Origin of the sequence: Saccharopolyspora mangrovi, from assembly GCF_035320975.1 — a bacterium.
In the GTDB taxonomy this organism is placed as follows: domain Bacteria; phylum Actinomycetota; class Actinomycetes; order Mycobacteriales; family Pseudonocardiaceae; genus Saccharopolyspora; species Saccharopolyspora mangrovi.
This window is the reverse complement of sequence record NZ_JAWLNX010000009.1, coordinates 115,585-141,275: the sequence shown is the minus strand read 5'-3', so window position 1 is coordinate 141,275 and position 25,691 is coordinate 115,585. Positions and strand designations below refer to the sequence as shown.

Genomic DNA, 25,691 nt, shown 5'->3' with positions numbered 1-25,691 from the left:
ATCACTGCTGCTGTTCGGTGATCATGGCGGTTTGGATCATCTGCGGGCCGCCGCGCAGGGTGCGGCTGACGAGGGTGCCTCGGCCCGGGGGCAGCTGGCGGGACTTGATGTTGGCGACCAGCTGACCGTCGTCCTTGTTCGCGCTCATCGCCAGGCCCGGGGCCGACGTCTCGCGCATCTTGCCGATCAGCGGCTCGTACAACGCACGTCCCGCACCACCGGAGTTGCGGGCCAGCACGATGTGCAGACCCACGTCGGCCGCCTGCGGGATGAACTCCGCCAGCGGGGCCAGCGGGTTGTTGCCCTGCGGTGCCACCAGTTCGTAGTCGTCGACGACCACGAACAGCTCCGGGCCCTTCCACCAGGAGCGGTCGCGCAGCTGCTCCTGCGTGACGTCCGGTCCGGGCAGCCGCTTCTTCAGCGAAGCGCAGACGTCCTTGACGTTGCTCTTGAGCTGATCCGCGCCGACCGAGTACTCCAGCAGGTGCGAGTTGAGGAAGCCCAGCATCGAACGCCGGTAGTCCACCAGCAGGATCAGCGCTTCCTTCGGCGTGTACCGCTCGGTGATGCCGCGGACGATCGTCTTGAGCAGCGCCGTCTTGCCCGACTCCCGCTCGCCGAACGCGTAGAAGTTCGGCTCCGCGCGGAAGTCCAGGTAGACCGGGTGCAGGCCGTCCTCGTTGATGCCGATCGGCACCAGCTTCGGGTTCGGCTGCTGCTCCGGACGCGGGAGCTGCTGGTAGGGCAGCAGTTCCGGCAGCAGGCGGACCTGCGGGGCCGGACGGCCCTTCCACGAGCTCTTGACCCGGTTGACCAGGTCGGCGACACCGTCGGAGACGTCGTCGTTGTAGAGCTCCCAGCCCATCCGGGCCGGGCGGCGCTCCTCCTCGGCGGCCGCCTTCTCGACCTCGATGCGGTCACCGATGTTCTCGCTGTCCACGCGCGGCAGCGCCGTGAGGAAGTGCAACTTCGACTCGTGCATGCCGCGACCGGGGCGGCCGTTGGGGACCTTCACCGCGGCCTTGCGGTCGACCTCCGACTCGCTCGGGTCACCCAGCCGCAGCTCGATGCGCGTCTGGATCAGGTCCTTCATCGCCGGCCGGATCTCCGCCCAGCGGGTGGCCGTGATCAGCACGTGGATGCCGAAGGCCAGACCGTTGGAGGCGAGGTTGAGCACGTCCTGCTCGAGGGTTTCGAACTCCTCGCGGAAGGCGCGCCAGCCGTCGATCACCAGGAACAGGTCGCCGTACGGGTCGTCGTCGAAATCACCGCGACGCTTGCGGTTGCGGTAGTCGTTCATGCCCTCGACGCCCAGCTGCTGGAACCGGCCCTCGCGCTCGGCCAGCACCGCCTTGAGCTCGGCGATCGACCGGCGGACCGTGTCCGGGTCGCGGCGGGAACCGTAACCGCCCACGTGCGGCAGCCCCCGCAGCGCGGTCAGCGAACCACCACCGAGGTCGACGCAGTAGAACTGCATCTCCTGCGGCGTGTGGGTCAGCGCGGCCGAAGCGATGATCGCCCGGACCGCGTTCGACTTGCCCGAACCGACACCGCCGACCACGGCGCCGTGACCGCCCTGACCAGACAGGTCGAGGACCATCGGGTCCTGCCGCTGGTGGTACGGGACGTCGATGATGCCGACCGGGATCTGCAACCGCGAGCTGCCCGAGTAACCGGCGGCGGTGTAGCCGCGGTCGTCGGTCTGCTGCAGCGGCGGGAGCAGGGTGTCCAAGGTGGGCGGAGCGTCCAGCGGCGGCAGCCACACCTGGTGGGCCGCGATGCCCTGCCCGGTGATCTTGTCGATGATGATCTGGAAGTCGGTGAGCTCCGACTCCTTCGGCTCCTCCTTGACCTCCGGCTCCGCCGGGGTCTCGGGTTCCGGGGGCTTCTCGATGAAGTCCGGGATGAAGTAGCGCGGCATCTTCTCACCGGTCACCGGCGAGGCACCGCCCCGCAGGGCCGGACGACGACCGCTGGTCTGGTGCAGGTGCCCGGAGACGTAGGCGGCGCGGAACCGCTCCATGCCGTTGGGGTGCTTCAGGTAACCGTGACCACCGCTGGCCGGCAGGTCGGCGGCGTCCGGAACACCGATCGCGGCGCGGGATTCCGCCGCGTTGAACGTCTTCAGACCGATCCGGTACGACAGGTGCGAGTCCAGGCCGCGCAGCTTGCCCTCTTCCAGGCGCTGCGAGGCCAGCAGCAGGTGGACCTGCAGCGAACGGCCCAGTCGACCGATCATCACGAACAGCTCGGCGAACTCCGGCTGCTGCGAGAGGAGCTCGGAGAACTCGTCGATGACCACGAACAGCGCCGGAAGCGGTTCCTGGCAGTGCTCGTCGCCCGCCTCGGCCATCTTCCGGTAGTCCCAGACGTTCTTCGCGCCCGCCTTGTTCAGGACCTCCTGGCGGCGGTTCATCTCACCGGCCAGCGCGTCCTGCATGCGGTCGATCAGCGAGCCGTCGCCCTCGAGGTTCGAGATCGACGCCGACACGTGCGGCGCGGTGTCGAACCCGTTGAACGTCGCACCACCCTTGAAGTCGACGAGCACGAAGTTGAGCATCGACGACGAGTGCGTGGCCATCAGGCCCAGCACGATGGTGCGCAGGAACTCCGACTTACCGGAACCGGTCGCACCGATGCACAGACCGTGCGGACCCATACCGCCCGAGGCGGTCTCCTTGATGTCCAGGTGCACGATCTCGCCCTGCTCACCAGGACCGATCGCGACCTTGTAGAGGTCGTCGGTGGGACGCGGGCGCCACGCCTCGTTGAGGTCGAAGGTGACCACGTCACCGGCCAGGCCCAGCTGCTCGATGTAGTTCAGCGGGGTGGTCAGCGGCTCGTAGCCGCCCGAGTCGGTGTCGACGGCGGGGCCACCGGCCACCCGGTACGGGGCCAGCTGGCGGGCCAGCGACGTCGCTTCCTCCTCGGTCAGCGAGTCCGGCTTGCCGAACCACTCCACACCGGAACCACCGCGGGCACCGATGCGGTCCTCCTCCACGACCATCCGCATGCCGCGGCGGGCCGTCAGCGGGCCCAGCAGGTCGGACAGGTCGATCATGGTGACGCCCGCCAGGCCGCCCTCCACGTAGAGGGCCTCCTCCCGGCTGATCTCGGCGTCGTCGATCAGGATCACCACGTGCGGCTGGCCTTCTGGCGGAGCCGCGTTGCGCTGGAAGCGCGGCCGGTCGGCGAGCTGCTCGGAGAGCATGCTCTCGACCGTGGCCAGCGAACCCGCCATCAGCCGCATCTGGCCGATGCCGTCGGTCTCGGTGGGGTGCTGCGCGTGCGGCAGCCACTTCACCCACTCCCACTCGCGGCGCGCCTGGCCGGAGCTGGCGACCGCGATGATCACGTCCTCGGGCGTGTGGAACGTGGCCAGCTGGCAGAGCATCGCGCGGGCGAGCCCGCGCACCTGCTCCTTCTCACCCTGCAGCCCGACCGCCGCGAAACCGCGCAGCGACGTCGCGATCGGCAGGTCCTGCACCAGCGAGTGCGCGCGCACGAAGCGGCGCAGCGCCAGCGTGGTGATCGGCTCCAGCTCGTCGACCGGGCCCGTCTGCGGCGGGACCAGGCGGGTTTCCAGCCGCTGCGAACCGCGGCCCACGCGGACCTGGCAGAAGTCGTTGTCGTTGGGGCGGCGCTCCCACATCCGGCGGCTGCCGGCCGCCAGCGACCACAGGGTCTGCGGGTCGGGGTGCACCCACTCGCGGGCCAGCCGCTGCTCGTCGGCGGCCTCCCGGGCGCGGTCGCGCATCTGGCCGAGGTACCGCAGGTAGTCCTTGCGGTCCTCGTCCATCTCGGCCTTCTTCTGACTGCCGTCCCGGCCGCCGCCGGCCATCATCCCGAATGTTGAGATGAGCATCATCATCGGCATCATCATCATCATCGGGTTGTTCTGGGCCCGCGTGAACATGAAGGCCATCATTCCCAGGGACGCCACGATCATCAGGCCCGGAAGGACCTTCTGAACGATGTTGCCCGGGATGGTCCGCGGAATCTCCGGCGGTGGCTCGAGGTGCACCTCCCCGCCCGGTGGCCTGGGAGCGGCCAGGCGTGGCGTTCGCTTGAACTGCAGCGTGCTCACCGGACGCAACAACCTTTCTCAGACGTGCCTGAAAACACCAGAAGACCTCCGGTGCTCGTCGAACTCGCAGCCAGCATTGTTCACTGCCGCGCAGCTCTGGATGGCGGGGTGCGGCTCAGCGTGACCAACCAGATATCAAGTAGTTGACACGAGTTCCGCCAAACCCGTCACCCGTGGACGGTCGGTGTGGCCATACTAGGGGCGCTCTCCGATCGGGCGGGTGGGTTTCGACAAGAAAACCCGGCCTTGGTTGGATCGAGCCCTCGACAAATGAATGCAAGGCAATCAACTTTCAGGGAGTAGGGGGCCCAAGTGGCGACCGGGACCACGGTGTTCAGCCGCGTGACGGTGGTGGCGCCTACAACTCGTATCGACCTGGCGCTGCCTTCAGACGTATCGGTGGCAGACCTGCTGCCGATGCTGCTGGATATGGCCCGCGAGATGACCCCGGACGGCGGTTCGCGGCACGGCGGCTGGGTGCTGGCCAAGCTCGGTGAGAGCGCGGCCCTCGATCCGAGTCAGTCGCTGTCCTCGCAGGGCGTGGTCGACGGGGACATCCTGCAGCTGCGCCGCCGTTCGGACGACCCGCCGCCGCCGCTCTACGACGACGTCGTCGACGCGCTCGCGGAAGCCGAACCCGGCAGCTACCGGCCGTGGACCAAGGAGACCTCCGCGAAGGTCGGCCACACCGCCGGTGCGCTGGGGCTCATCGTCGCGGCCGCCGCGCTCGGGCTCGCCGGCCCCGCCGGGATGCTGCACCCGACCACCATCCACGGCACCACTGCGGTCGTGTACCAGCTGGCGGCGGCCGTGCTCTCGATGGTCATCGCGATCTTCGCGACCGGCATCGGTTCCATCGTCACCCGCGCCTACGCGGCGTCCACGACCGGAACCGTGATCGCCGCCGCCGGTGGTCTGCCGATGGCGTTCGTGGCCGGCTTCAACATGGTTCCCGGCAACACGCTCGAACCCCGGTTGCTGCTGGGCAGCGCGCTGGTGTTCATCTTCGCCTCGGTGTCGATCATGCTGATCGGCGCCGGGATCGTGACGTTCATCGCAGCCGCCACGGCCGGTGCTTTCGGCACCCTGGCGTTCGCCGTGGCCACGATCTTCACGCAGGTCAGCGCCTCCAGCGTCGCCGCCGGTGCCGGTGCCGTGGCGCTGGCCGGAATCTCCCTGCTGCCGCGCATCACCATCCAGCTGTCGAAGCTGCCGCTGCCGCACGTCCCGGGCAGCGCGGAGGACCTCAAGGAGGACTCCGGGTTCCCCGACTACCGGATGATCGAGCGGCAGACCGGACTGGCCCACCAGTACATGACCGGTCTGATCATCGGTTGCGGCGTCGTCGCGGCCATCGGCGCGATGGTCGCCGCCGCCACCAACCCGATCTGGGGCTCGGCGTTCGCCGTCGTCGTCGCCGCCGTCCTGCTGCTGCGCGGCCGCAACTACGCCAACGGCAGCCAGGCGCTGGCGCTGCTGTTCAACGGTCTGCTCGCCTCGGCGGGCATCGCCGCCGGACTGCTGGCGCAGGTCGCCGACAACCCGGTGTACGTGGCGGTCGTGTTCCCGCCGCTGCTGATCCTCGGCGGTCTCGCGGTGATCTTCGGCGTGGTGTTCCCGAACCGCCGGTTCTCGCCGGTCCAGCGCCGGATGGTCGACATCCTCGAAGCCGTCCTGATCGCCCTCGTGCTCCCGCTGGCCCTGGCCGCGATGGACCTCTACATGGCCATCCGCGACCTGAACCTGAACTTCTAAGAGGGACCTCGCACATGGGCTTCAAGCACCCCCGCTCTCGCGGCGCACGGCGCGGTCTCGCGCTGTGCGCCGCGGTGGGCGTCCTCGGGCTCAGCGGACCGGCGGCTCCGGCCGTGGCGCAGCAGGTGGGTCCGCCTGAGCTGGATCCGAGCCAGGTGACCGGGTCCAACCTCACGACGCAGAACTTCCCGCAGAAGCAGGGCTGCATGAACGGCAGTCCCGGCAGCACCGTTGCCGAGAAGCCCTGGAGCCAACTGGTCCTCGGCTACGAGCGGGCCCACGAGCTCGGCCTGACCGGCTCGGGTTCGAAGGTCGCCGTCATCGACACCGGCGTGAACAACCAGCCGCGGCTGGGAGCGGGCGGGCTCGAGTCCGGTGGCACGGCGATCCCCGACGGCCGGGGCACCCAGGACTGCGACGGCCACGGAACGATCGTGGCGGGCATCATCGGCGCCGATCCCGACCCCACCGGGGAAACCGGGTACGTCGGAGTCGCGCCGAACGCCGCGATCCTGTCCATCCGGCAGACGTCGAACCTGTTCGTCGACGAGCAGACCAACGCCACGGTCGGCACCACCGAGACGATGGCGCAGGCCATCAACCTCGCGGTGGCGCGCGGTGCGAAGGTCATCAACATCTCCCAGTCGTCGTGCCAGCCCGTCGCCCAGGCCGGCCAGTACAGCAACTGGGGCAACCAGATGCTGCACAACGCGGTCAAGAACGCCTACAACCGGGACGTCGTGATCGTCGCGGCAGCGGGCAACGTCGGCGGGACCTGCCAGAAGAACTCGCCCGGCAGCCCTTCGACCGCCGTGCTCCCCGCCTGGTTCGACGAGGAGGTGCTCACGGTCGCCTCGCTGAACCAGCAGGGCGCGCCGTCGGAGTTCACGGTCCCCGGCCCCTGGGTCGACGTGGCCGCTCCCGGTGAGAACTTGATCGCGATCGACCCCGGCCAGGGCGGCAACGGCCTGGTCAGCCAGATCTCCGAGGGCGAGCAGGGGAAGATGGGCCCGATCCAGGGCACCAGCTTCGCGGCGCCGTACGTGTCCGGGCTGGCCGCGCTGATCCAGGAGAAGTACCCCGGGATGACCGCTTCCCAGGTCATGGAGCGGATCAAGACGACCGCCCTGCACCCGGGCGGGTCCAACGGACGCAACGACATCGTCGGCTACGGGATGGTCGACCCGATGGCCGCGCTGCAGGACGTGGTCCCGGCCGAGCACGGCAAGCAGGCGCCGCCGAAGAAGCCGACGCACCTCGCGGCGGACGCCCTGCAGCAGAAGGACTTCCCGGCCATCATCGTCGCCATCGGCGGCGCCGGGGCGGGAATCGCGGGCATCGTCTTCACGGCGTTCCTCGCCAACGCGGTCCGCAGCGTCCGCGCCCGGGCACGCCAGAACCGCTGAAGGGGAACCTCCGCTTCGCACGACCGAGAAAGGGCCGCCTCCCCTGGGAGACGGCCCTTTCTCACATCCACACCGCGCACCTGGAAAGGTACATTCCCGGCTGAAATTACCCAACCCCCCGACACGCGATGAGCACCTCGCTCGCGACGGTCGGGGCGCGGCCTCGCTCAGCCGCGGGGTTTCGGGGGCGGGGCGTCGCCGACGCTCGCGGTGCCGGTCTCGGGCTCGGCCTTCGGCTTGGCCTCCGCCTCAGGAGCGAGGGCCTGGTCGATCGAGGGCTTCGGTGGCGCCGGTTGCAGCGTCGACGGGAGATCGAGCTTGCCCGGCGCGGCCTGCGCCTTCTGGTCTTCGGACTGCTGCGGTTTCGGCTGTTCGCCGAACACCGCTGGCTGGGAGTCCGGCGGGGTGCCGAAGAGCTCTTCGGGGTTGGACTTGAAGCGGGAGGAGTTCTGCCGCTCCTTGTTGCCCCCGCCCCGCTGTCCGAGCATGCCGCCCATCATGCCCATCGGCATCATGCCCATCCCGACACCGGCAGCTCCGACCGCGGCGCCCGCGGCGACTCCGCCCGCCGCTGCGCTGGTACCGGACTGGTCCTCCCCGGACTCACCGGACGCGCTCGCCGCAGAAGTCCCGGCCGCCTCGTCCGCCCGGGCGGCTGCGGAACCGGTCGCCGCCGCGGCCGGCGGCTGCGCCTCCCACCGGCCGGGCTCGCGGGTGGCGACGCCGGCCATGTCGTCGCAGAGCCGGGTGAAGGCCATGTAGTAGTCCGCGATGGACTCCAGGAGTTCGCGGGCCGGTTCGGCCAGGGCCGCCAAGTGCTCGCGGGCGCGGTCCTCGTCGGACCCGGCCAGCGCCGACCTGACGTCGTCGGCGGTCTTGGCGACCAGCTCGGTGAGACGTCGCTGCTGCGCACCAACGCCCTCAGCGGTGTGCTCCAGGGCCTCCGCCAAGCCCGTCATCGAATCGGCCAGGTCCTTGCCCGCCAGTCCGGCGTCGCGGATGTGCGCGACGAACGCCTCCGCGTCCGCACCCTGCCACGCCGTGTCGATCCCGCCCAGCTTGCCGTCCACATCACCGGAGGACCGCTCGACGTTCGCAGCCGCCTCGCGCCAAACCCGGGCAGCCGCGCGGAAGTCCTCCGGGCGCCCGACGAGTTCCGCCGCGTCGGCGGGGATCGAGTGCGCGACGTCGAGCTCGTCGGCGATGCCCGCGAGGTAGTGCAAGTGCTCGGCCGACATCGTCACGCCTCCTGTCTGCGCAGGTCAACAGCACTGTCGTCGTCGCCGCCCGAGTGGAAGTCGACGACTTCGCGCAGCTCGTCGCCCGCGCTGGTCAACGTCTCGGCGGCCTTGCGGTGCCGGTCGAGCAACTGCTCGCACAACCGCTGATAAGCCTCGGGCGCACCGGATTTCCGCCCGATCTCGCCGAAGGACTCCCCGGCCAGCTCCGCCTCCGCCAGCCGCGCGCGCCCGGTGGTGATGTCCTCACCGGCCTCGCGGACCTGCCGCGCGTGGGTCGACAGCCAGTCGATGTCGATCCTGATCCCCGACATCCGCCCACCTCCAAGATCGGGTCTCGCTTCCAAGACAAACCGCCCGCAGCTCACCGTGGCTGCGGGCGGTTTGCTCGTTCCCTCGGACGTCCGAACCTGGTGGTTCGGTTCCCGGGCGGGGCCCAGTTTCAGCCTGAAACTTCGCCCCACCCGCGCGACTACGCTCCTCCCGCCTGCGGCTTGGGAGCGGGGCGGTTCACGCCACCCGGTCCCACGGGGACGGAGTCGTAGGTGACGCTCGCAGCGGCCGGGTCCAGGAAGTCACCGCGCGGGAGGCTCCGCATCAGCCACGACGGACCGGCCTTGAGGTCACCGGCGCCCTTGGCGACACCCAGGCCCTGCGCGGTCGCGAGGTCCTTGATGCCGTACTGCACGCCCTGGTCGGAGACCAGGAAGATCGGGCCGCTCGCGGCCCCGGCCTCGTTCGACGTGCCGCGCACCACGGCCGCCTTGCCCGCCGCGCCGTAGTAGTAGTCGACCTGCGGGCCCGAACCGTCGTACTGCGCCAGCTTCACCGCGGGCTTGACCGCCGGCGTGCCCTTGTTCAGGGTCACCGTGATCATCTGCGAGCCGTTGACGTTCTTCCAGCTCAGGCAGGACGTGTCCGCCTGCTGGAAGGAAACCGGCTTCGGCACCGACATCGGGAAGTAGTCGAGGTCGAGCGGCTTGTTCGTCCACGGGGCATCGGTGATCGCACCCGTGAGGTTCGGGATCTCCCGGCTGGACAGCTTGCCCGCGTGCAGCGCGGCGGCCGCGCCCTCGGCGCTCAGCTCCTGCTTGCCGTCCTGCAGCAGCACGAAGAACTGCTCCGGCTCACCCGGGACGCTGCGCTTGACCACGTCACCGACCTTGTAGCGGGTCAGGTACGAAGCGGTGCCGTTCGCGCCCGGGATCTCCGGGACCTCCAGGTCCGGAACGCTCGGGATCGCGTTGAGCATGTTGGTGCTGATGGTGCGCGGGGTCACGCCGTTGAGCCCGAAGACGTCGCGAATGACGGTCTCGTCCTTGCCGATCTTCGACTTCACCGCGTGCGTGTTGTCGTCCCGCTCGACCCGGTAGACGAGGTACTCCTCGCCCGAGCTCTGGTCCTTGACGAACAGCGACTGCTTCGGATCCAGCTCCACGCCGTGGTTCCCGTCACCGCCGATGACCGTCGTCTCGACCTTCGTGGCGGCCTCCACCCGGGACGAGCTGAGATTGCCCTGCACCTGGCCGACGTCGCAGATCGCCCACGACGGTTCCGCCGGGTTGTCCGCGCTCGGCACGTAGGTCGGGGCGTTGACCATGCCGGTCAGCGGCCCGCGCGGGAAGTCCGCCAGCGCGGCTTCCTTGACGGTGGTCGTCGGCACCGCGCCGCTGCCCTGCTTTCCGCCCTGCTGCATGACCAGCAGCTTCGCCGAGGCCATGTTGAGCATCGGGATGAGCCGCTTCTGCGCCTTGTCGTCGGAGGTGACGACGAAAACGCTGCCGCTCTCCTTCGCGACGACGATGTTCCCGGGTTCCGGAACCGTGCCCTTGCCGCCGAACAGGCCCCAGACGAGGAACCCGATCACACCGACGGCCGCCAGCACCGCACCCGCGACCGTGGCCCGCTTGTGCGAGCCCATCGGGTCGTGGAGCATCACCGCGTCTTTCCGCACCAGCGCCGACTCCATGCGGCGAAGCACGAACCGGTAGGCCTGAACCTGTGACTTCGTTGTGGGTGTTGATGCCATTCTTCGCCTACAGCTCTCCCGTCCGAGGTACGGTTTCGCAGGATAGTCGCTGAGATATACCGAATGGGTGCGGTTCGGCGGACTCCGTCAGTATTCTCTGCACGCGGCTCAACTCCGACGAACGCGTCCGCCGCACCTACCTGCGAGGGGGAGAGACCGAACGGATGTCCGTGCCCACACAACATCCGGCCCAGCCGAAGGCTCCCGGGCCAGCCAACCCGACCCGCGCCCGAATTCGCGCGCGACGTCGGCGGATCAACGGCGTGACGCTCGCCGGAATCCCGGCGGCCAACATCGTGCTCATCGAAGTCGGCCTGGGGATCGGCGCCGGCGTCTTCTTGATCAACCCGCGCGACCCGGTCATGTGGTCCATCGCGGGCGGAATCGTCCTGCTGGCCCTGATCATCGCGCTGCTGCGCCGACGCGGCCGCTGGTTCACGCAGTGGTTCGGGCAGGTGCTCGAATACCGCAGCCGCAACCACACCCGAGTCTCGCACCCGGCCAACGTCGACGCCGCCGAGCCCGCTGAGGACAAGGACGGCGACGGCATCATCGGCCCGGACGAGAACCACCGCGTCGCGCTGCTGCGCCTGGTCGTCGAAGACCTCGTGATCGCCCGCACCCAGGACCACGACCGGAACCCGGTCGGGATGTCCTGGCACGACGGCAAGTGGACCGCGGTGCTGATGGTCGAGCCGACCCCCTCGCTGCTCAACCCCGTGGACAACGCGCCGAACCTGCCGCTGGGCGTTCTCGTGCCGTGCCTGGAGGACCGCGGCGTGGTGCTCGACGCGATCCAGGTCATCTGGCACTGCTACCCGGGAAGCGCCGCGCTGCCGTCGAACTCCCCCGCGCTGAACTCCTACCTGGAGGTGCTGGGCCGGCTTCCCGCCGCCGCCCGCCGCACCACCTGGATCGCCGTGCGGCTCGACCCGCAGCGGTGCGCGAAGGCCATCGGCGAGCGAGGCGGCGGCGTGCTCGGCGCCCAGCGCGCGCTGATCGGTGCCCTCTCGCGCGTGCGGTCCTCGTTGGAACAGCGCGGAATTCCGGCTCGCCCGCTGGACCCCGACGAGCTGCTGCAGGCCGGCATCTCCTCGGCGGAACTGCACAACGTGCTCGGTTCGCAGCGTCCCGTCGGCCTCAAGGAGCGCTGGGACGGCGTCACCGCCGGCGGCGTGGGCCACTCCAGCTACGCCATCACCTCGTGGCCGAACCAGATGAACGACAGCCTCAACGCGCTCACCGGCATCCGGGCGCTGTCGACCAGCATCGCCCTGTCGGTGTCGCCGGTCGGCGAGGAAGGTGAGGTCGGACTGCGCGGACTGGTGCGCGTCTCCGCCCGCACGCCCGCCGAGCTGGACACCGCCGACGCGCGGCTGAAGGCCATCAGCAACCGACTCGGGTTGACGCTCACGCCGCTGCGCGGTTCGCAGCTGGCCGGTTACGCAGCGACGCTGCCGCTCGGAGGTGCGGCATGAGCCGAAGCAGGACGATCGACGTTCCCGGCAGCCAGGGCGTCGCGCCGGAGTTCTTGGTCACCCCGGACACGCTGGACGCCATCAGCCCGTCCGGCGACCGCGGCGGCGTGATCATCGGATCGGACCCGCAGGGCGAGGCCCAGGCGGCGTCGATCCTGCGCTCGCTGCCGACCCGCATGGTCACCGTCGGCGGCCTCTACCTGGCCCGCCAGCTCGCGCTGCGCGCGATGGCCACCGGCGCGTGGGTGATCATCGCCACCGGCCGTCCCGCCGCGTGGAAGATGCTGGAGCGCGCCGCCGGTGAAACCCCCGACGGCAAGCCGGTTCCGCTGGTGCAGATCCGCCGCCTCGCCCCGTTCGACCTGCCGCGGTCCTCCGAGGACACCCCGCTGCTGGTCATCCACGACGGCGGCGCGGTCCCGCAGGAGCTGTTCCCGCCGCGCGCCCCCTGGCAGACCACGATGTACGTGCTGCCCTACCTGCACCCGCAGGTCAGCAGCGGCACGGCGGCCAACACGGCGGACCTGGTGCTGCTGCAGCGCCTCCCGCTGAACCAGGCGCAGCTCGCGCAGCGCATCTGGAGCCTCCGCAACCACCAGGTGCAGCCGCTCACGCAGCTGCAGGACGACCAGCTCATCGCGCTGGGCAACATGACCTGGACAATGATCCGCCTGGTGACCAACCAGAAGGAGAAGGAGATCCTCGGCCCCATCCGCCGAGGCGACTGACTCCAACCCCACGCGGAGCCCCCGGGAGCCACCTCTCCCGGGGGCTTTCTGCTGCCAGGACGCGTTGATTCCGCCCGCTATCAACAACGGCTGCTGCACCCGCAGTGCGTCAGAGCTCTTGCAGTCCCACGAGCCGCCCACGAGCGGTTCCGTCCCGAGGCGTGGATTCGAATTTCGCGCGAAATTCGAGTGCCACGCAGCCCTCTCAAACTTCGCGCGAAATTCGAAAAACCCCCCGCGACGGTGACGCTGAGTTATTCACACACCGGCACTTTGTCCACAGATTTCCGATTTTCGTTGAGGACGCGTACTTTTCGTGGCCACTCTGTGGCTCATGGACCCCGCTGTTCACTTCGACCGTCGGCGCTTCCCGCCGCTGTTCACGCGTGCCCAGGCGAAGGCGCAAGGCGTCTCCGACTACAAGCTGGCCAAGTACTGCGTCAGGGTCTTGCAGGGGATCTACACGGTCCCCGGGGCACCCATCAGCCATGCGCTCCGATGTCTGGCTGCGGCGATGACTCTGCCCGCCGACGCTGTCATCACGGGGCGTTCTGCGGCCACCTTGCTGGGCGCGGACCTCGCCGGACCGAAGGATGACGTCGAGGTGCTCGTCAGCGACCACAAGTACATGAACCGCCGTTTCGGGATCCGCGCTTGGGCCCGCAAGACCAACGGCGACGAATACGTCCCCTGGCAGGGCATCAACCTGGCCCGGATGACCCGCGCCGCCTTCGACGTGCTCGCCAGGAACACGGTCCGCTTCGCCGTCGCCAACTGCGATGCCATGCTCCGCGCCGGACTGCTCGACGAGACGTCGCTGCACGACTTCCTCGCCAGACGGCACTACTACGGCTACCGCAAGGCCCTTCGCGCGTTTGCGCTGGTGGACGCACGTGCCGAATCGATTCCCGAATCCGTGCTCCGCGTGGAGCTCGTCCAGGCAGGGCTGAACCCGGTCCCGCAAATCGAGGTGTTCGACCTGCTGGGCAACTTCGTCGCACGCCTCGACCTCGCCTTCGAGGAGGAGAAGGTAGCCGTCGAGTACGACGGGAACTGGCACGCGAAACCCGAGCAGCGCGCGAAGGACGAATCGCGTCGGCAACGCCTCCGCGACTGCGGCTGGACCGTCATCGTCGTCACGCGAGACGACCTCTACGGGAACCCGGGCGCAGTGATCAGCGCGGTCAAGAGGGCTCTCGGGTTGCGGTCATGAGGCGGCGATTCCAATTTCGCGCGAAATTCGAGTGTCACGAAGCCCACTCCAATTTCGCGCGAAATTGGAAAACCACTGGTCAGGGGAGGGTTCTGGTGGCTCGGGTTTGGTGTTTGCGGGCTGCTAGTTCCGCGTTCGGGGGGTAGTCGATGGCGCGGAGGGTGAGGCCGTGGGGTGGGGCGACCGCTGTGGTGCGGGTCTGGGCCGCCAGCAGGTCCGCCGGGAACGAGTCCGGGCGCCGGCCGTCGCCGGTCATCAGGAGGGTGCCGACGAGGCTGCGGACCATCGAGTGGCAGAAGGCGTCGGCCGAGACGTCGGCGACGATGAAATTGTCCTCCACGCGGGTCCAGGTGAAGCGCTGCAGCTCGCGGATCGTCGTCGCGCCCTCGCGCGGCTTGCAGTAGGCCGCGAAGTCGTTGAGCCCCAGCAGCTCCCGGGACGCGTCGTTGAGCGCGTCCACGTCGAGCGGCCGGTTCCAGGCCAGGGTGTCCTTGCGCCGCAACGGGTCCGCGCCCCACGGGGCGTCTGAGACCTGGTAGCGGTAGTGGCGCCGCAGCGCCGAGAAGCGCGCGTCGAACTCCGGCGGCACCACCTGGGCGCCGAGGACCCGCACGTCCGGCGGCAGGATCCGGTTCCACCGGTGGACCATGCGCGTCAGGTCCGGGATCCCCCGCTCGTCGACCGACAACCGGCCGGGCGAGTCGGGATCGAGCGGGACGACGTCGAAGTGCAGCACCTGGCCCGTGGCGTGCACACCGGTGTCGGTGCGGCCGGCGACCACCACCGACTTGGGCACCTCGCGGCCCGGGGGCTGCTTGGCCAGCGCGTCCTCCACCAGGCCCTGCACCGTGCGCAGACCCGGCTGCTTGGCCCACCCCTTGAAGTCGGTGCCGTCGTAGGACAGGTCGAGGCGCACGCGAACGAGCCCGCCGTCCCCAGCGGGGACAACGGGCTCGTTCACAGCATCACTGCCCAGAATCAGGACTCGTCCTTCTTCTCGGCGGCGGTGTCCTCAGTGGTCTCCACCTGCGCCTCAGCGGACTCGGTGGTCTCCACGGTCTCTTCGGCCTTGGGCTCCTCGGCCTTGGGCTCGTCCTTGGCGAACTTGGTGCCGCGGGCGGCCTCGGCCTCGGCGGTGGCGGTCTTCTCCGACACCAGCGCGATCACGGCCATCTTCGCGTTGTCACCCTTGCGCGGCATCGTCTTGATGATGCGGGTGTAACCGCCGTTGCGGTCGGCGAAGAAGGGGCCGATCTCGGCGAAGAGCTTGTGCACGACGTCCTTGTCGCGGATGGTCTTCATGACCTCGCGACGGTTGTGCAGGTCGCCCTTCTTGGCCTTGGTGATGAGCCGCTCAGCGATCGGCCGCAGCCGCTTCGCCTTCGCCTCGGTGGTGGTGATCCGACCGTGCTCGAACAGCGAGGTGGCCAGGTTGGCCAGGATGAGCCGCTCGTGCGACGGGGACCCGCCGAGACGCGGACCCTTGGTCGGGGTGGGCATCGGTTGCTCCTCTCGAGGGCGCGCCGGTGAACCCCGGACGCGCAACACAGCTACAGCTGCTCTGTCTCCGCGTAGTCCTGACCGTCGTCGTAGCCGTTGTCCTCGACGGGACCCGCCGAGCCGACGATGACCTCGTCCTCGGCGGTCCAGCTCTCCGCGGGGTACTCGGCCGCAGCGGCGGACGGGTCGAACCCGGGCGGGCTGTCCTTGAGGGCCAAGCCCAGACCGGCCAGCTTCATCTTGACCTCGTCGATGGACTTCGCACCGAAGTTGCGAATGTCCAGCAGGTCGGCCTCGCTGCGCGAAACCAGCTCGCCGACGGTGTGGATGCCCTCCCGCTTGAGGCAGTTGTAAGAGCGAACCGTCAGGTCCAGGTCCTCGATCGGCATCGCGTAGGCCGCGATGGTGTCGGCCTCCGCCGGCGACGGGCCGATCTCGATGCCCTCGGCATCGACGTTGAGCTCGCGGGCGAGCCCGAACAGCTCGACGAGAGTGCGACCGGCCGACGCCACCGCATCGCGGGGCGTGATGGACGGCTTGCTCTCGACGTCGAGGATCAGCTTGTCGAAGTCGGTGCGCTGCTCGACACGAGTGGCCTCGACCTTGTAGGTCACCTTCAGAACCGGCGAGTAGATCGAGTCGACCGGGATCCGGCCGATCTCAGCACCGGTCTGCTTGTTCTGCATCGCGGGGACGTAGCCACGACCACGCTCGACGACGAGCTCGATCTCCAGCTTGCCCTTCGCGTTCAGCGTGGCGATGTGCAGCTCGGGGTTGTGCACGGTGACACCGGCCGGCGGGACGATGTCCGCGGCGGTGACCTCACCCGGGCCCTGCTTGCGCAGGTACATGGTGACCGGCTCGTCCTCCTCGGAGGAGACGACGAGCTCCTTGATGTTCAGGATGACGTCGGTGACGTCCTCCTTCACACCCGGAATGGTGGTGAACTCGTGCAGCACACCGTCGATGCGCAGGCTGGTGACCGCCGCCCCCGGGATGGAGGAGAGCAGCGTACGACGCAGCGAGTTGCCCAGGGTGTAACCGAAGCCCGGCTCCAGCGGCTCGATGACGAACCGGGAACGGGTCTCCGACACGGCCTCTTCGGACAGTGTGGGTCGCTGGGAGATGAGCACTTCGTATTCCTTTCCTCACGGCGCCCGCTATTTGACGCCGATGGAACGGCATGCCCGCGACGGATCGCGGGCCGGCGACGGATTCCTGCACCGCCACCGCTGGTTGCGGACCGCCGGCGGCCACCTCGTGGAAGGCCGCCGGCGGGACGCGTCACTTCGAGTAGAGCTCGACGATGAGCTGCTCGGTGACCGGGGTGTCGATCTGCGCGCGCTCCGGGCGCTGGTGCACCAGGATGCGCAGGTTCGAGGGCACGACCTGGAGCCAGGCCGGAACCGGGCGCTCGCCGAGGGTTTCCTTGGCGATCAGGAACGGCGTGGTGCCCAGGGCCTTCGGCTTGACGTCGATGATGTCCCACTTCGAAACCTGGAAGCTGGGGACGTTCACCTTCTTGCCGTTGACCAGGAAGTGACCGTGGCTGACGAGCTGACGCGCCATGCGGCGGGTGCGAGCCAGACCAGCGCGGTACACGACGTTGTCCAGCCGGCTCTCCAGCAGCTGCAGGAGGTTCTCACCCGTCTTGCCCGGGCGGCGGTTGGCTTCCTCGTAGTACGCGCGGAACTGACGCTCGAGCACGCCGTAGGTGAACCGGGCCTTCTGCTTCTCCTGGAGCTGCAGCAGGTACTCGGTTTCCTTGATGCGCGCGCGACCGTGCTGCCCCGGCGGGTACGGGCGACGCTCGAATGCCTGGTCTCCGCCGACAAGGTCAACCTTGAGACGACGGGACTTGCGGGTCGCGGGACCGGTGTAACGAGCCATTGGTGATCCTTACTCCTTTCCCGCGGCTCAGACCCGACGACGCTTCGGCGGGCGGCAGCCGTTGTGCGGCTGCGGGGTCACGTCCTGGATCGTGCCCACCTCGAGGCCTGCGGCCTGCAGCGAGCGGATCGCCGTCTCCCGGCCCGAACCCGGACCCTTGACGAAGACGTCGACCTTCTTCATGCCGTGCTCGGCGGCCTTGCGGGCCGCGTTCTCGGCGGCCATCTGCGCGGCGAACGGGGTGGACTTGCGGGAGCCCTTGAACCCGACGTGGCCGGCCGATGCCCAGCTGATCACCGCACCGGTGGGGTCGGTGATCGAAACGATCGTGTTGTTGAACGTGCTCTTGATGTGAGCCTGCCCGTGGGCAACGTTCTTCTTCTCCTTGCGCCGCACCTTCTTGACGGCGCCAGCGCGAGCCTTGGGTGGCATAGCTTTAGCTTTCTCCTAGCGAGGCTTACTTCTTCCCGGCCTTCTTCTTGCCGGCGACCGTCTTCTTCGGCCCCTTGCGGGTGCGCGCGTTGGTCTTCGTCCGCTGCCCGTTGAGGGGCAGGTGACGACGGTGGCGCACACCCTCGTAGCAGCCGATCTCGATCTTCCGGCGGATGTCGGCCTGGACCTCGCGGCGGAGGTCACCCTCGACCCGGTAGTTCTCCTCGATGAAGTCGCGCAGCTTGGTCAGCTGCTCGTCGTCGAGGTCTCGCGGCTTCGCGTCGGCCGAGACGCCGGTGCCGGAGAGGATCTCCTTGGCCCGGGTCTTGCCGATCCCGAAGATGTAGGTAAGCGCGATCTCCATGCGCTTCTCGCGCGGGAGGTCGACGCCAACGAGCCGTGCCATGTCGGCTCCTTCTCCTTAGATCAGTCCAGGTCTGCTCCCTCGCCGCCCCCGCGCGGTGCGCGGAGCCCCGGCCTGGTCCGGGGGTCAGCCGGCTCAACTCACGAGCCGACAGGTCGAGGGAGTTCTTCTCGTTGTCTTCTGCGACCGAAGTGGTCTGCGCTCAGCCCTGACGCTGCTTGTGTCGGGCGTTGTCGCAAATCACCAGGACTCGTCCGTGACGACGGATGACCTGGCACTTGTCGCAGATCTTCTTCACACTCGGCTGGACCTTCACGGTCGTGCTCTCCTGTTGGACGCGTGTCCGGGTCGCCCCGGACACCGTGGAGGTCACTTGTAGCGGTAGACGATGCGCCCACGGGAGAGGTCGTAAGGCGAGAGCTCCACCACAACCCGGTCCTCGGGGAGGATTCGGATGTAGTGCTGGCGCATCTTGCCACTGATGTGCGCGAGGACCTTGTGGCCGTTCTCCAACTCGACACGGAACATCGCGTTGGGAAGCGGCTCGATCACCCGACCCTCGACCTCAATGGCCCCGTCCTTCTTGCCCATGTCCTCCGCGTTTCGTGACGGTGACGGTTTGCGGGGCGAAAGCCCCTGCCACACGAACCGGAGGCCCCGGCACGCATGACCGACACACGCGGGATCCGATTCGAAATACCGATGACCACCCGATCCGGATACTCTTGAGAAGAGTCGTGCGGACGGACACTCCGGGCACAACGAACCGGCGCCACTCGTGCGCCGATAGTCCATCGTACGCGCAGCCCGATGAGCACCACACATCGGGGCTGCTCACGCCGCATCCGACGCCATCGGCGGCTTGCGCGGATCTTCGCGGGCTCACTAATTTCGACCACACACTCGAAACCCTCGACACCGGCGTCGGGGCGCGGCCACCCCGGAAGCACCGAGGAGCAGCGTGACAGCCCAGCAGCAGCGCACGGGCACACCCGTGCAGGCGGTGACCGGCAAAATCGCCGAATACCGGACCTTCCTCCACACCGCCGTGCGCAACCCGCGCATGGTCGGTGCGGCCACCCCCACCTCGTCCGCGGTGGCCGCGACCGTCGCGCAGGTCGCGCCCAGCACCGGCAAGCCGGTGGTCGTCGAGCTCGGACCCGGCACCGGGTCGCTCTCCGACGGCATCCACGGCCGACTGCCCATCGGCGCCCGCCACCTGGGCATCGAGCTCGGCGCGGACATGGTCGCCCACCTGCGCGAGCACAAGCCCTGGCTGGAGGTCGTGCACGGCGACGCCGGCGACCTCAAGAGCCTGCTCGCCGAACACGGGATCGACCAGGTCGACGCCGTCGTCAGCAGCATCCCGTGGTCGCTGCTCGACGACCGCGAGCAGGGCCGCATCCTCGACCAGGCCGCCAAGGCCCTCACCGGCAACGGCGCGTTCACCGCCCTGACCTACCTGCCGGCCGAGCGGACCCGCAACGCGCGGCGGTTCCGCGAGCGGCTGCACGAGACCTTCGACGAGGTCCTCACCCACACCACGTGGCGCAACTTCCCGCCGATCCTGCACTACATCTGCCGGCGACCGCTGGTCTGAGCAGCCCGGCAACCGGGTACTTCCAGGCAAAAGCCCGGGATCGGTCGATGTCGAACTCCGATTGCGGACCGGTTACGGTCGGGCGGCGTCAACCCGGGGAGGGGCAGGAGAACCGTGAACAAGTCACGCGAGTACCTGATGTTCGTGGGCCGTGCTGTCCAGAATCCGTCGAAGGTGGGTGCGGTGCTGCCGACCTCGGAGCACGTGGCCCGAGCTGTCGCCGACGTGGTGCCCAGCAACGGCCCCAGCACGGTGCTGGAGCTCGGCCCCGGCACCGGTGCGCTCAGCGGACCGATCCAGCAGCGCATCGCGCCGGGCTCCCGGCACCTGGCCGTGGAGATCGATCCGGAGCTGGTCCGCTACCTCAACCGCACCAAGCCGTGGCTGGAGGTGATCGAGGGGGACGCTTCTGACCTGCGCAAACTCCTCGCCGACGCCGGTGTCGATCGGGTCGACGCGGTCATCAGCTCCATCCCGTGGACCCTGCTGCCGGGCGACAAGCAGCGCGAACTGCTGCACGAGGCCGCCTCGGTCATGACCCCCGGCGGGGTCTTCACCACGGTCACCTACCTGACGACCCTCTGGCGCGCCCAGACCAAGGAGTTCATCGGCGCCCTGGACGACACCTTCGACGAGGTGTTCCCCCGCAGCGCGGTCTGGCTCAACGTGCCCCCGGCCCGGGTCTACGCCTGCCGACGCCCGAAGGGCTGAGGGTTGCGGCTGATCAGGCCTCTTCCGGGGCGGTGAGGACCCAGGGGCCCTCTTCGGTGATGGCGACCGTGTGCTCCCAGTGCGCGGCCCGCGAGCCGTCCGCGGTGACGACGGTCCAGGCGTCGTCGAGCTCCTCGGTCTCGGCGGTGCCGCCGGTGAGCATCGGCTCGACCGCGAGGCACATGCCGACGCGCAGCTTCGGTCCCCGGCCGGGCTTGCCGAGGTTCGGCAGGAACGGCTCCATGTGCATCTGGGTGCCGATGCCGTGGCCGCCGTACTCGGCGATGATCCCGTACTCGCGGCCGTCGGCCTTCGCCGCGGCCAGCGCGGCGGACTCCACCGCGTGCGAGATGTCGGTGAGCCGGTTGCCCGCCCGCACCTTCGCGACACCCGCCCACATCGACGCCTCCGTCGCGGCCGACAGCGCGCGGTCCGCGTCGCTGATCTCGCCGATGGCCAGCGTGACGGCCGAGTCGCCGTGCCAGCCGTCGAGGATCGCGCCGCAGTCCACCGACAGCAGGTCGCCCTCGGAGAGGACCTCGCGCACCGACGGGATGCCGTGCACGACCTTCTCGTTCAGCGAGGCGCAGATCGAAGCGGGGAAACCGTGGTAGCCCTTGAACGAGGGCACCGCCCCGGCATCGCGGATGACCTGCTCTGCGATGGCGTCGAGCTCACCGGTGCTCGCTCCCGGCACCGCCTTCTCCCGCACCGCCGCCAGCGCACGCGCGACGACCAGACCGGCGGCGCGCATCGCCTCGATCTCACCGCGCGACTTGAGCTCGATGCCCTTCCCCCGACGCAACAAGGCACTCACCTTCGAAGTATGTCTGGATGATGCCGGGACGCGCCCGGCGGCTGAAATGCGACGGCCGGCCACCCGAGGTGACCGGCCGAGCGAACGCTCACTGGTGGGCGCGCAACGCTTCCAGCGCGCGGCCGGTGATCTCCTCGATCGAGCCCAAGGCGTCGATCTTGATGACCTTGTCCCGGTAGTAGCCCAGGATCGGTTCGGTCTCCTCGTGGTAGACCGCGAGGCGACGCCGGATGACGTCCTCGGTGTCGTCCGAGCGGCCGCGCGCGAGCATGCGCTTGACCAGCTCCTCCTCCGGGACGTCGAACTGCACGACGGCGGTCAGCTCGAGGTCCTTCTCCGCCAGGATGCCGGTGAGCACCTCGGCCTGAGCGGTGTTGCGCGGGTAGCCGTCGAGCAGGAAGCCCTGGGCCGCGTCCTCGTCGCCGAGGCGGTCGCGCACCATCTCGTTGGTGACCTCGTCCGGCACCAGTTCACCGGCGTCCATGTAGCTCTTGGCCTTCTGGCCGAGCGGCGTGGAGTTGCCGATGTTCGCGCGGAACAGATCTCCGGTGGAGATGTGCGGCACACCGAGCTTCTCGCTGAGCACAGCCGCCTGGGTACCCTTACCGGCACCGGGCGGGCCGACGAGAACCAATCGCACCAAGGGTCTGCCTCCGAATCCTCACCATCGCGCGCCAACTGCTGACGAGCTACGCTGCGCCGCCCCGTACCAACGGCGCCGCGATCCCAACCACCCTACGCATTGACGACGGGCGGGCGAACACGCCCATGCGAATCTCACGCAAGGGCAAGCACGCTGGTCCGGGCGTGTGCGCCACACGCCCGGACGCTCCAGGCTACCGGAGGAAGCCCTCGTACTTGCGTTGCGTGAGCTGGCTCTCGATCTGCTTCACCGTGTCCAGGCCCACGTTGACCATGATCAGCACCGCGGTGCCGCCGAACGGGAAGTTCTGGTTCTGGCCCTGACCACCGGTCAAGCCCAGGAAGAACATCGGCAGGATCGCCACGATGCCCAGGTACAACGAGCCGGGCAGCGTGATGCGGGAGAGCACGAAGCTCAGGTACTCCGCGGTCGGCCGACCGGGCCGGATGCCGGGGATGAAGCCGCCGAACTTCTTCATGTCGTCCGCCCGCTCTTCCGGGTTGAACGTGATCGACACGTAGAAGTAGGCGAAGAAGATGATCAGCAGCATGTACAGCAGGATGTGCACCCAGCTGGACGGATCGACGATGTAGGTCTGCAGGAAGCGGGCCCACCAGCTGTCCTGGTTGCCGGCCAGCTGACCGATCAGCTGCGGCAGGTACAGCAGCGACGAACCGAAGATGACCGGGATGACACCGGCCTGGTTGACCTTCAGCGGCAGGTAGGTGGACGTGCCGCCGTACATCCTGCGGCCGATCATGCGCTTGGCGTACTGCACCGGGATCCGGCGCTGCGCCTGCTCGATGAAGACCACGGTGGCGATGATCGCCACCGCGAACAAGCAGACCATCGCGAACACCAGCGGGCCGTGCGAGGTCAGGATGTTGCCGCCCTCGGCCGGGATCCGCGAGGCGATCGAGACGAAGATCAGCAGCGACATGCCGTTGCCGATGCCGCGCTCGGTGATCAGCTCGCCCATCCACATCAGGACGGCGGCACCGGCGGTCATGACCACCACGATGGTGATCAGGTTCAGCACGGAGTCGTCCGGGATCGGCGAGACCGAGCAGCCCTGGAACAGCTGCCCGCGCACCGCGAGCGCGACGATGCCGGTGCCCTGCAGGACCGCCAGCGCGATCGTCAGGTACCGGGTGTACTGGGTGAGCTTGGCCTGGCCGGACTGGCCTTCCTTCTTCAGCTGCTCGAAGCGCGGGATGACCACCTGCAGCAGCTGGATGATGATGCTCGCCGTGATGTAGGGCATGATGCCCAGCGACAGCACCGACAGCTGCAGCAGCGCGCCGCCGCTGAAGAGGGTGAGCAGTGAGTAGACACTCTGAGCGCCGCTGCCCTGAATCTGCTGGATGCACTGCTGGATGTTCGGGTACGACACACCGGGCGACGGGATCGTCGCGCCGAGGCGGTACAGCACCACCATTCCCAGCGTGAACAGGATCTTGCGGCGCAGGTCCGGCGTTGCCAGAGCCGAGCGGAAGGCGCCGAGCACGCGAACCTCCTGTACGCGAGCCGGTCGGAACCGGCCGGAAAACAAGCGGCCGGCTTCGCCAGCCGGCACGGCGGGAAACTCCTTGGACAAGGCCGTGGTCACCCACGGCACTACCGCGCGACTTTAGCAGGCCGCGAGGCGGATACGGACAGCGACCGAACCCTCACGACGATCAACGTTTCGCAACATCGCCGCCAAGCAGCGGCAACCGCGCCCTCGCGAGCGCGGTTGCCGTTATTCCCAGCCTGACCTGCGGTGTTGGTGGCGGTCGACGATCACTCGGTCAGCCGCAGTTGGCCTGCTTCTCCTCGTCGGTCATCGGGCGCGTCGACTGGGTGACCGTGCCGCCCTGATCATCGGCCGGACCGCTGGCCTCGAAGTCGTTCACGTACCAGATGTAGTGGTCGTAGAACTTGTCCTCGAAGTGCAGCTCGTAGGTCCCCTTGGCCTTCTGCATCTTCGCGCCGTGGTAGACCTGCCCGACCTCGCCGGGACGCACCGTGATGTAGGTGGTCTGGGACTCGGTGTGCTCGGACCGCCACTCGTGACCGTAGGTGGCCTTGAACGTCACCTTGAACACCTCGCCGAAGCTGGTGCTCATCGACAGCCCCACGCTGTTGCTCTCGGCGGTGCTGTCGGACCAGGCGACGTTCATCATCTGCTCCTTGTCGGTGCAGTTGAAGACCGGAGCGCCGACCTCCTCGGAGGTGTTCTGGTAGTACTCGACCTCTCCCGAGGGGTGGAACACGCAGCTGTCGGTGCCGTTGTTGCACTTCTCCAGCAGCTCGCGAACCGTGGGCTCGTCGGCCGCCGAGGCGGGCGGGGCCAGCAGCAGGGCCGCCCCGATCGCCGACACGCAGCTCATCGCGATGCGCTTCATCATCGAGTTCCTCTCGATCAGGTTCCCGTTCGACCGATGACACCCGTCTCCGGCACCCGGATTACTCCGGTATTCGGTGACCGGATTACGGCGGTATTCGGGGAGGGGACCGGATTACCGCCGTGATCGGGGAACGGATCACGGCGGTAATCCGGTCACCCCTGGGGGACGTCACGGGCAGGCGTCGATCTCTTCCTGGGACATGTCGCGGGTGTGCTGGCTGACCGCGGTCGACGAGTCCTGGGCGGGACCGGTCGCCTCGAAGTCGTTGACGTACCAGATGTAGTGGTCGTGGAACTTGTCCTCGAAGTGCAGCTCGTAGGTGCCGCGCACCTTCTGCATCTGCGCGGCCCGCTCCACCCAGCCGACCTGGTGCGAGCGGGTGTCGACGAAGGTCGTCTGCGACTCGGTGTGGGACTCCTCCCAGGTGTGCTGGAAGGTCTGCTCGTAGCTGACGGCGAAGACCTTGCCGAAACCGGCTTCGGTGGTCATCGACAGGCCGACGCTGTTGCTCTGCGAGGTGGTGTCCGACCAGCTGACGTTGTGGCGCTGGTCGTCGGGGGTGCAGTTGTAGACCGGGTCGCCGACCTGCTTGGCGTCCGCGGTGAAGTACTCGGGCTCGCCCGCCGGGTGGAACACGCAGCTGTCGGTGCCGTTGTCGCACTTCTCCAGCAGCTCGCGCACCGTCGGCTCGTCAGCGGCGTTGACACCCCGAGCGTTGATCACGCCGGCGTCCTCGGCGTTGGCGGTGGCGGGCACGGCCAGCGCGCCCAGCACGCTCGCGGAGGCCACCAGAGCGCGGATCGTTCGTGCGTGCATCGCGAAATCCCCTCAGCTCAGACCGACGGACTGGGTGCAATCGTTCATCATTCCGCCGACGTCGGGCGTGTTCTCCTTGAACGGCCCGTCGCGCTCGCCGCCCAGATCGGGCTCCGGGTACAGCCACACCCAGCAACCGCCCCACGGCTGCACCGAGGAGACGATGTTCTTCCAGTCGTCGGGCAGGTTGATCTGGAAGTTGACGACGCCGTCCTTCTCGCACATCTCGGAGCCGTAGACGGTGAAGCTGCTGCCGCCGTAGTTGGGGTCGGCGAACAGCGTCGCCTGGATGACGTCGCCGCGGGCGTCCCTGGACTGCGCGGTGGCTTCGGCCAGCGTCGTGAAGCACGTGGTCTCGCCGGTGCTGAAGTGGTAGCTGCAGTGCGATTCGGGCGGCGGTGCGGTGTGCCCGCCCGCCTGGGCCACCGCTGCTCCCGGGACAACCGCGGCCAACACCGCGACGATCACCAGAACGGCACGCCGCCCCACCTGTCGTGGTCGCATATGCCGTCGCTCCTCCCTCGATTGACCAGCGCCGTCCGGGTGAAACGGCGCCGCCAAAGCTAAGGAGTTGTGTGACGGCAGCAACACCGA

General features: G+C 68.6%; 25 protein-coding genes. 7 read left to right on the top strand and 18 right to left on the bottom strand.

Going from position 1 to position 25,691, the window contains the following annotated elements; translation table 11 throughout:
• Position 1 precedes the first annotated feature (1 nt).
• Positions 2–4,087, bottom strand: coding sequence for a type VII secretion protein EccCa (gene eccCa / locus R4I43_RS15305; protein ID WP_324266276.1), 4,086 nt, complete (start codon positions 4,085–4,087; stop codon positions 2–4).
• Between the two features lie 312 nt (positions 4,088–4,399).
• On the opposite strand from eccCa, the gene eccD reads away from it, so the two are divergent.
• Both eccD and mycP read left to right on the top strand, forming a co-directional pair.
• Entirely contained in the window at positions 4,400–5,842 is a 1,443-nt protein-coding gene (gene eccD / locus R4I43_RS15300) for a type VII secretion integral membrane protein EccD (RefSeq protein WP_324266275.1), read from the top strand.
• Between the two features lie 14 nt (positions 5,843–5,856).
• Positions 5,857–7,248, top strand: a complete 1,392-nt coding sequence (gene mycP / locus R4I43_RS15295; protein ID WP_324266274.1) for a type VII secretion-associated serine protease mycosin — start codon at positions 5,857–5,859, stop codon at positions 7,246–7,248.
• 167 nt (positions 7,249–7,415) lie between these two features.
• On the opposite strand, the gene R4I43_RS15290 is transcribed toward mycP, so the two are convergent.
• The 3 genes from R4I43_RS15290 to eccB all read right to left on the bottom strand — a co-directional run bounded on the left by R4I43_RS15290 (position 7,416) and on the right by eccB (position 10,515).
• A complete protein-coding gene (locus tag R4I43_RS15290; RefSeq protein ID WP_324266273.1) occupies positions 7,416–8,486 on the bottom strand; it encodes a WXG100 family type VII secretion target in 1,071 nt (356 codons plus the stop codon).
• Positions 8,487–8,488: 2 nt separating this feature from the next.
• A complete protein-coding gene (locus R4I43_RS15285) occupies positions 8,489–8,800 on the bottom strand; it encodes a hypothetical protein (protein WP_324266272.1) in 312 nt (103 codons plus the stop codon).
• Positions 8,801–8,958: 158 nt separating this feature from the next.
• A complete protein-coding gene (gene eccB, locus R4I43_RS15280; RefSeq protein WP_324266271.1) occupies positions 8,959–10,515 on the bottom strand; it encodes a type VII secretion protein EccB in 1,557 nt (518 codons plus the stop codon).
• A 263-nt stretch (positions 10,516–10,778) separates the two neighbouring features.
• Here eccB and eccE point away from each other — a divergent pair, with 263 nt between their 5' ends.
• The 3 genes from eccE to R4I43_RS15265 all read left to right on the top strand — a co-directional run bounded on the left by eccE (position 10,779) and on the right by R4I43_RS15265 (position 13,934).
• Positions 10,779–11,993, top strand: coding sequence for a type VII secretion protein EccE (gene eccE / locus R4I43_RS15275; RefSeq protein ID WP_324266270.1), 1,215 nt, complete (start codon positions 10,779–10,781; stop codon positions 11,991–11,993).
• Positions 11,990–12,721, top strand: coding sequence for a hypothetical protein (locus R4I43_RS15270; protein WP_324266269.1), 732 nt, complete (start codon positions 11,990–11,992; stop codon positions 12,719–12,721). Before eccE ends, R4I43_RS15270 begins: the two co-directional genes overlap by 4 nt.
• Before the next feature lie 334 nt (positions 12,722–13,055).
• The gene (locus R4I43_RS15265) at positions 13,056–13,934 is read left to right on the top strand and encodes a DUF559 domain-containing protein (protein ID WP_324266268.1); all 879 of its coding nucleotides are present in this window, start codon (positions 13,056–13,058) and stop codon (positions 13,932–13,934) included.
• 79 nt (positions 13,935–14,013) lie between these two features.
• On the opposite strand, the gene truA is transcribed toward R4I43_RS15265, so the two are convergent.
• The 8 genes from truA to infA all read right to left on the bottom strand — a co-directional run bounded on the left by truA (position 14,014) and on the right by infA (position 18,711).
• Positions 14,014–14,895: a tRNA pseudouridine(38-40) synthase TruA gene (gene truA / locus R4I43_RS15260; RefSeq protein WP_324266267.1), complete on the bottom strand. Its 882-nt coding sequence runs from the start codon at positions 14,893–14,895 to the stop codon at positions 14,014–14,016.
• A gap of 17 nt (positions 14,896–14,912) precedes the next feature.
• Positions 14,913–15,434 (bottom strand): 50S ribosomal protein L17, encoded by a 522-nt coding sequence (gene rplQ / locus R4I43_RS15255; protein ID WP_324266266.1) that lies wholly within the window; start codon positions 15,432–15,434, stop codon positions 14,913–14,915.
• Between the two features lie 50 nt (positions 15,435–15,484).
• Positions 15,485–16,567: a DNA-directed RNA polymerase subunit alpha gene (locus R4I43_RS15250; RefSeq protein WP_132624416.1), complete on the bottom strand. Its 1,083-nt coding sequence runs from the start codon at positions 16,565–16,567 to the stop codon at positions 15,485–15,487.
• Positions 16,568–16,718: 151 nt separating this feature from the next.
• Positions 16,719–17,324, bottom strand: coding sequence for a 30S ribosomal protein S4 (rpsD, locus tag R4I43_RS15245; protein WP_132624414.1), 606 nt, complete (start codon positions 17,322–17,324; stop codon positions 16,719–16,721).
• Between the two features lie 27 nt (positions 17,325–17,351).
• Positions 17,352–17,756, bottom strand: coding sequence for a 30S ribosomal protein S11 (gene rpsK / locus R4I43_RS15240; protein ID WP_093414154.1), 405 nt, complete (start codon positions 17,754–17,756; stop codon positions 17,352–17,354).
• Between the two features lie 25 nt (positions 17,757–17,781).
• Positions 17,782–18,162 (bottom strand): 30S ribosomal protein S13, encoded by a 381-nt coding sequence (gene rpsM, locus R4I43_RS15235; protein ID WP_093414155.1) that lies wholly within the window; start codon positions 18,160–18,162, stop codon positions 17,782–17,784.
• 160 nt (positions 18,163–18,322) lie between these two features.
• A complete protein-coding gene (gene rpmJ, locus R4I43_RS15230) occupies positions 18,323–18,436 on the bottom strand; it encodes a 50S ribosomal protein L36 (RefSeq protein WP_093414693.1) in 114 nt (37 codons plus the stop codon).
• 53 nt (positions 18,437–18,489) lie between these two features.
• Complete coding sequence (gene infA / locus R4I43_RS15225; RefSeq protein ID WP_009948665.1) at positions 18,490–18,711, bottom strand: translation initiation factor IF-1; 222 nt, start codon at positions 18,709–18,711, stop codon at positions 18,490–18,492.
• Positions 18,712–19,081: 370 nt separating this feature from the next.
• Here infA and R4I43_RS15220 point away from each other — a divergent pair, with 370 nt between their 5' ends.
• A complete protein-coding gene (locus R4I43_RS15220; protein ID WP_324266265.1) occupies positions 19,082–19,720 on the top strand; it encodes a class I SAM-dependent methyltransferase in 639 nt (212 codons plus the stop codon).
• Positions 19,721–19,834: 114 nt separating this feature from the next.
• Positions 19,835–20,431: a class I SAM-dependent methyltransferase gene (locus R4I43_RS15215; protein ID WP_324266264.1), complete on the top strand. Its 597-nt coding sequence runs from the start codon at positions 19,835–19,837 to the stop codon at positions 20,429–20,431.
• A 13-nt stretch (positions 20,432–20,444) separates the two neighbouring features.
• Here R4I43_RS15215 and map read toward each other — a convergent pair whose 3' ends face one another.
• From map to R4I43_RS15185, 6 genes are all read right to left on the bottom strand, one after another.
• The gene (gene map / locus R4I43_RS15210; protein WP_324266373.1) at positions 20,445–21,239 is read right to left on the bottom strand and encodes a type I methionyl aminopeptidase; all 795 of its coding nucleotides are present in this window, start codon (positions 21,237–21,239) and stop codon (positions 20,445–20,447) included.
• A 97-nt stretch (positions 21,240–21,336) separates the two neighbouring features.
• Positions 21,337–21,891: an adenylate kinase gene (locus R4I43_RS15205; protein ID WP_324266263.1), complete on the bottom strand. Its 555-nt coding sequence runs from the start codon at positions 21,889–21,891 to the stop codon at positions 21,337–21,339.
• Positions 21,892–22,084: 193 nt separating this feature from the next.
• A complete protein-coding gene (gene secY, locus R4I43_RS15200; RefSeq protein WP_324266262.1) occupies positions 22,085–23,398 on the bottom strand; it encodes a preprotein translocase subunit SecY in 1,314 nt (437 codons plus the stop codon).
• A gap of 283 nt (positions 23,399–23,681) precedes the next feature.
• Complete coding sequence (locus tag R4I43_RS15195; protein ID WP_324266261.1) at positions 23,682–24,281, bottom strand: hypothetical protein; 600 nt, start codon at positions 24,279–24,281, stop codon at positions 23,682–23,684.
• Positions 24,282–24,449: 168 nt separating this feature from the next.
• Entirely contained in the window at positions 24,450–25,097 is a 648-nt protein-coding gene (locus tag R4I43_RS15190; RefSeq protein WP_324266260.1) for a hypothetical protein, read from the bottom strand.
• 12 nt (positions 25,098–25,109) lie between these two features.
• Entirely contained in the window at positions 25,110–25,601 is a 492-nt protein-coding gene (locus R4I43_RS15185; RefSeq protein ID WP_324266259.1) for a hypothetical protein, read from the bottom strand.
• Positions 25,602–25,691: the final 90 nt, after the last annotated feature.

Coding starts and splice junctions, on each gene's coding strand:
- R4I43_RS15195 (WP_324266261.1), bottom strand. CDS start 24,281: ATGATGAAGCGCATCGCGATGAGCTGCGTGTCGGCGATCGGGGCGGCC.
- rpsK (WP_093414154.1), bottom strand. CDS start 17,756: ATGCCACCCAAGGCTCGCGCTGGCGCCGTCAAGAAGGTGCGGCGCAAG.
- R4I43_RS15265 (WP_324266268.1), top strand. CDS start 13,056: ATGGACCCCGCTGTTCACTTCGACCGTCGGCGCTTCCCGCCGCTGTTC.
- rpsD (WP_132624414.1), bottom strand. CDS start 17,324: ATGGCTCGTTACACCGGTCCCGCGACCCGCAAGTCCCGTCGTCTCAAG.
- rpsM (WP_093414155.1), bottom strand. CDS start 18,162: ATGGCACGGCTCGTTGGCGTCGACCTCCCGCGCGAGAAGCGCATGGAG.
- R4I43_RS15285 (WP_324266272.1), bottom strand. CDS start 8,800: ATGTCGGGGATCAGGATCGACATCGACTGGCTGTCGACCCACGCGCGG.
- R4I43_RS15185 (WP_324266259.1), bottom strand. CDS start 25,601: ATGCGACCACGACAGGTGGGGCGGCGTGCCGTTCTGGTGATCGTCGCG.
- mycP (WP_324266274.1), top strand. CDS start 5,857: ATGGGCTTCAAGCACCCCCGCTCTCGCGGCGCACGGCGCGGTCTCGCG.
- rplQ (WP_324266266.1), bottom strand. CDS start 15,434: ATGCCCACCCCGACCAAGGGTCCGCGTCTCGGCGGGTCCCCGTCGCAC.
- R4I43_RS15190 (WP_324266260.1), bottom strand. CDS start 25,097: ATGCACGCACGAACGATCCGCGCTCTGGTGGCCTCCGCGAGCGTGCTG.
- eccB (WP_324266271.1), bottom strand. CDS start 10,515: ATGGCATCAACACCCACAACGAAGTCACAGGTTCAGGCCTACCGGTTC.
- R4I43_RS15290 (WP_324266273.1), bottom strand. CDS start 8,486: ATGTCGGCCGAGCACTTGCACTACCTCGCGGGCATCGCCGACGAGCTC.
- infA (WP_009948665.1), bottom strand. CDS start 18,711: ATGGGCAAGAAGGACGGGGCCATTGAGGTCGAGGGTCGGGTGATCGAG.
- R4I43_RS15270 (WP_324266269.1), top strand. CDS start 11,990: ATGAGCCGAAGCAGGACGATCGACGTTCCCGGCAGCCAGGGCGTCGCG.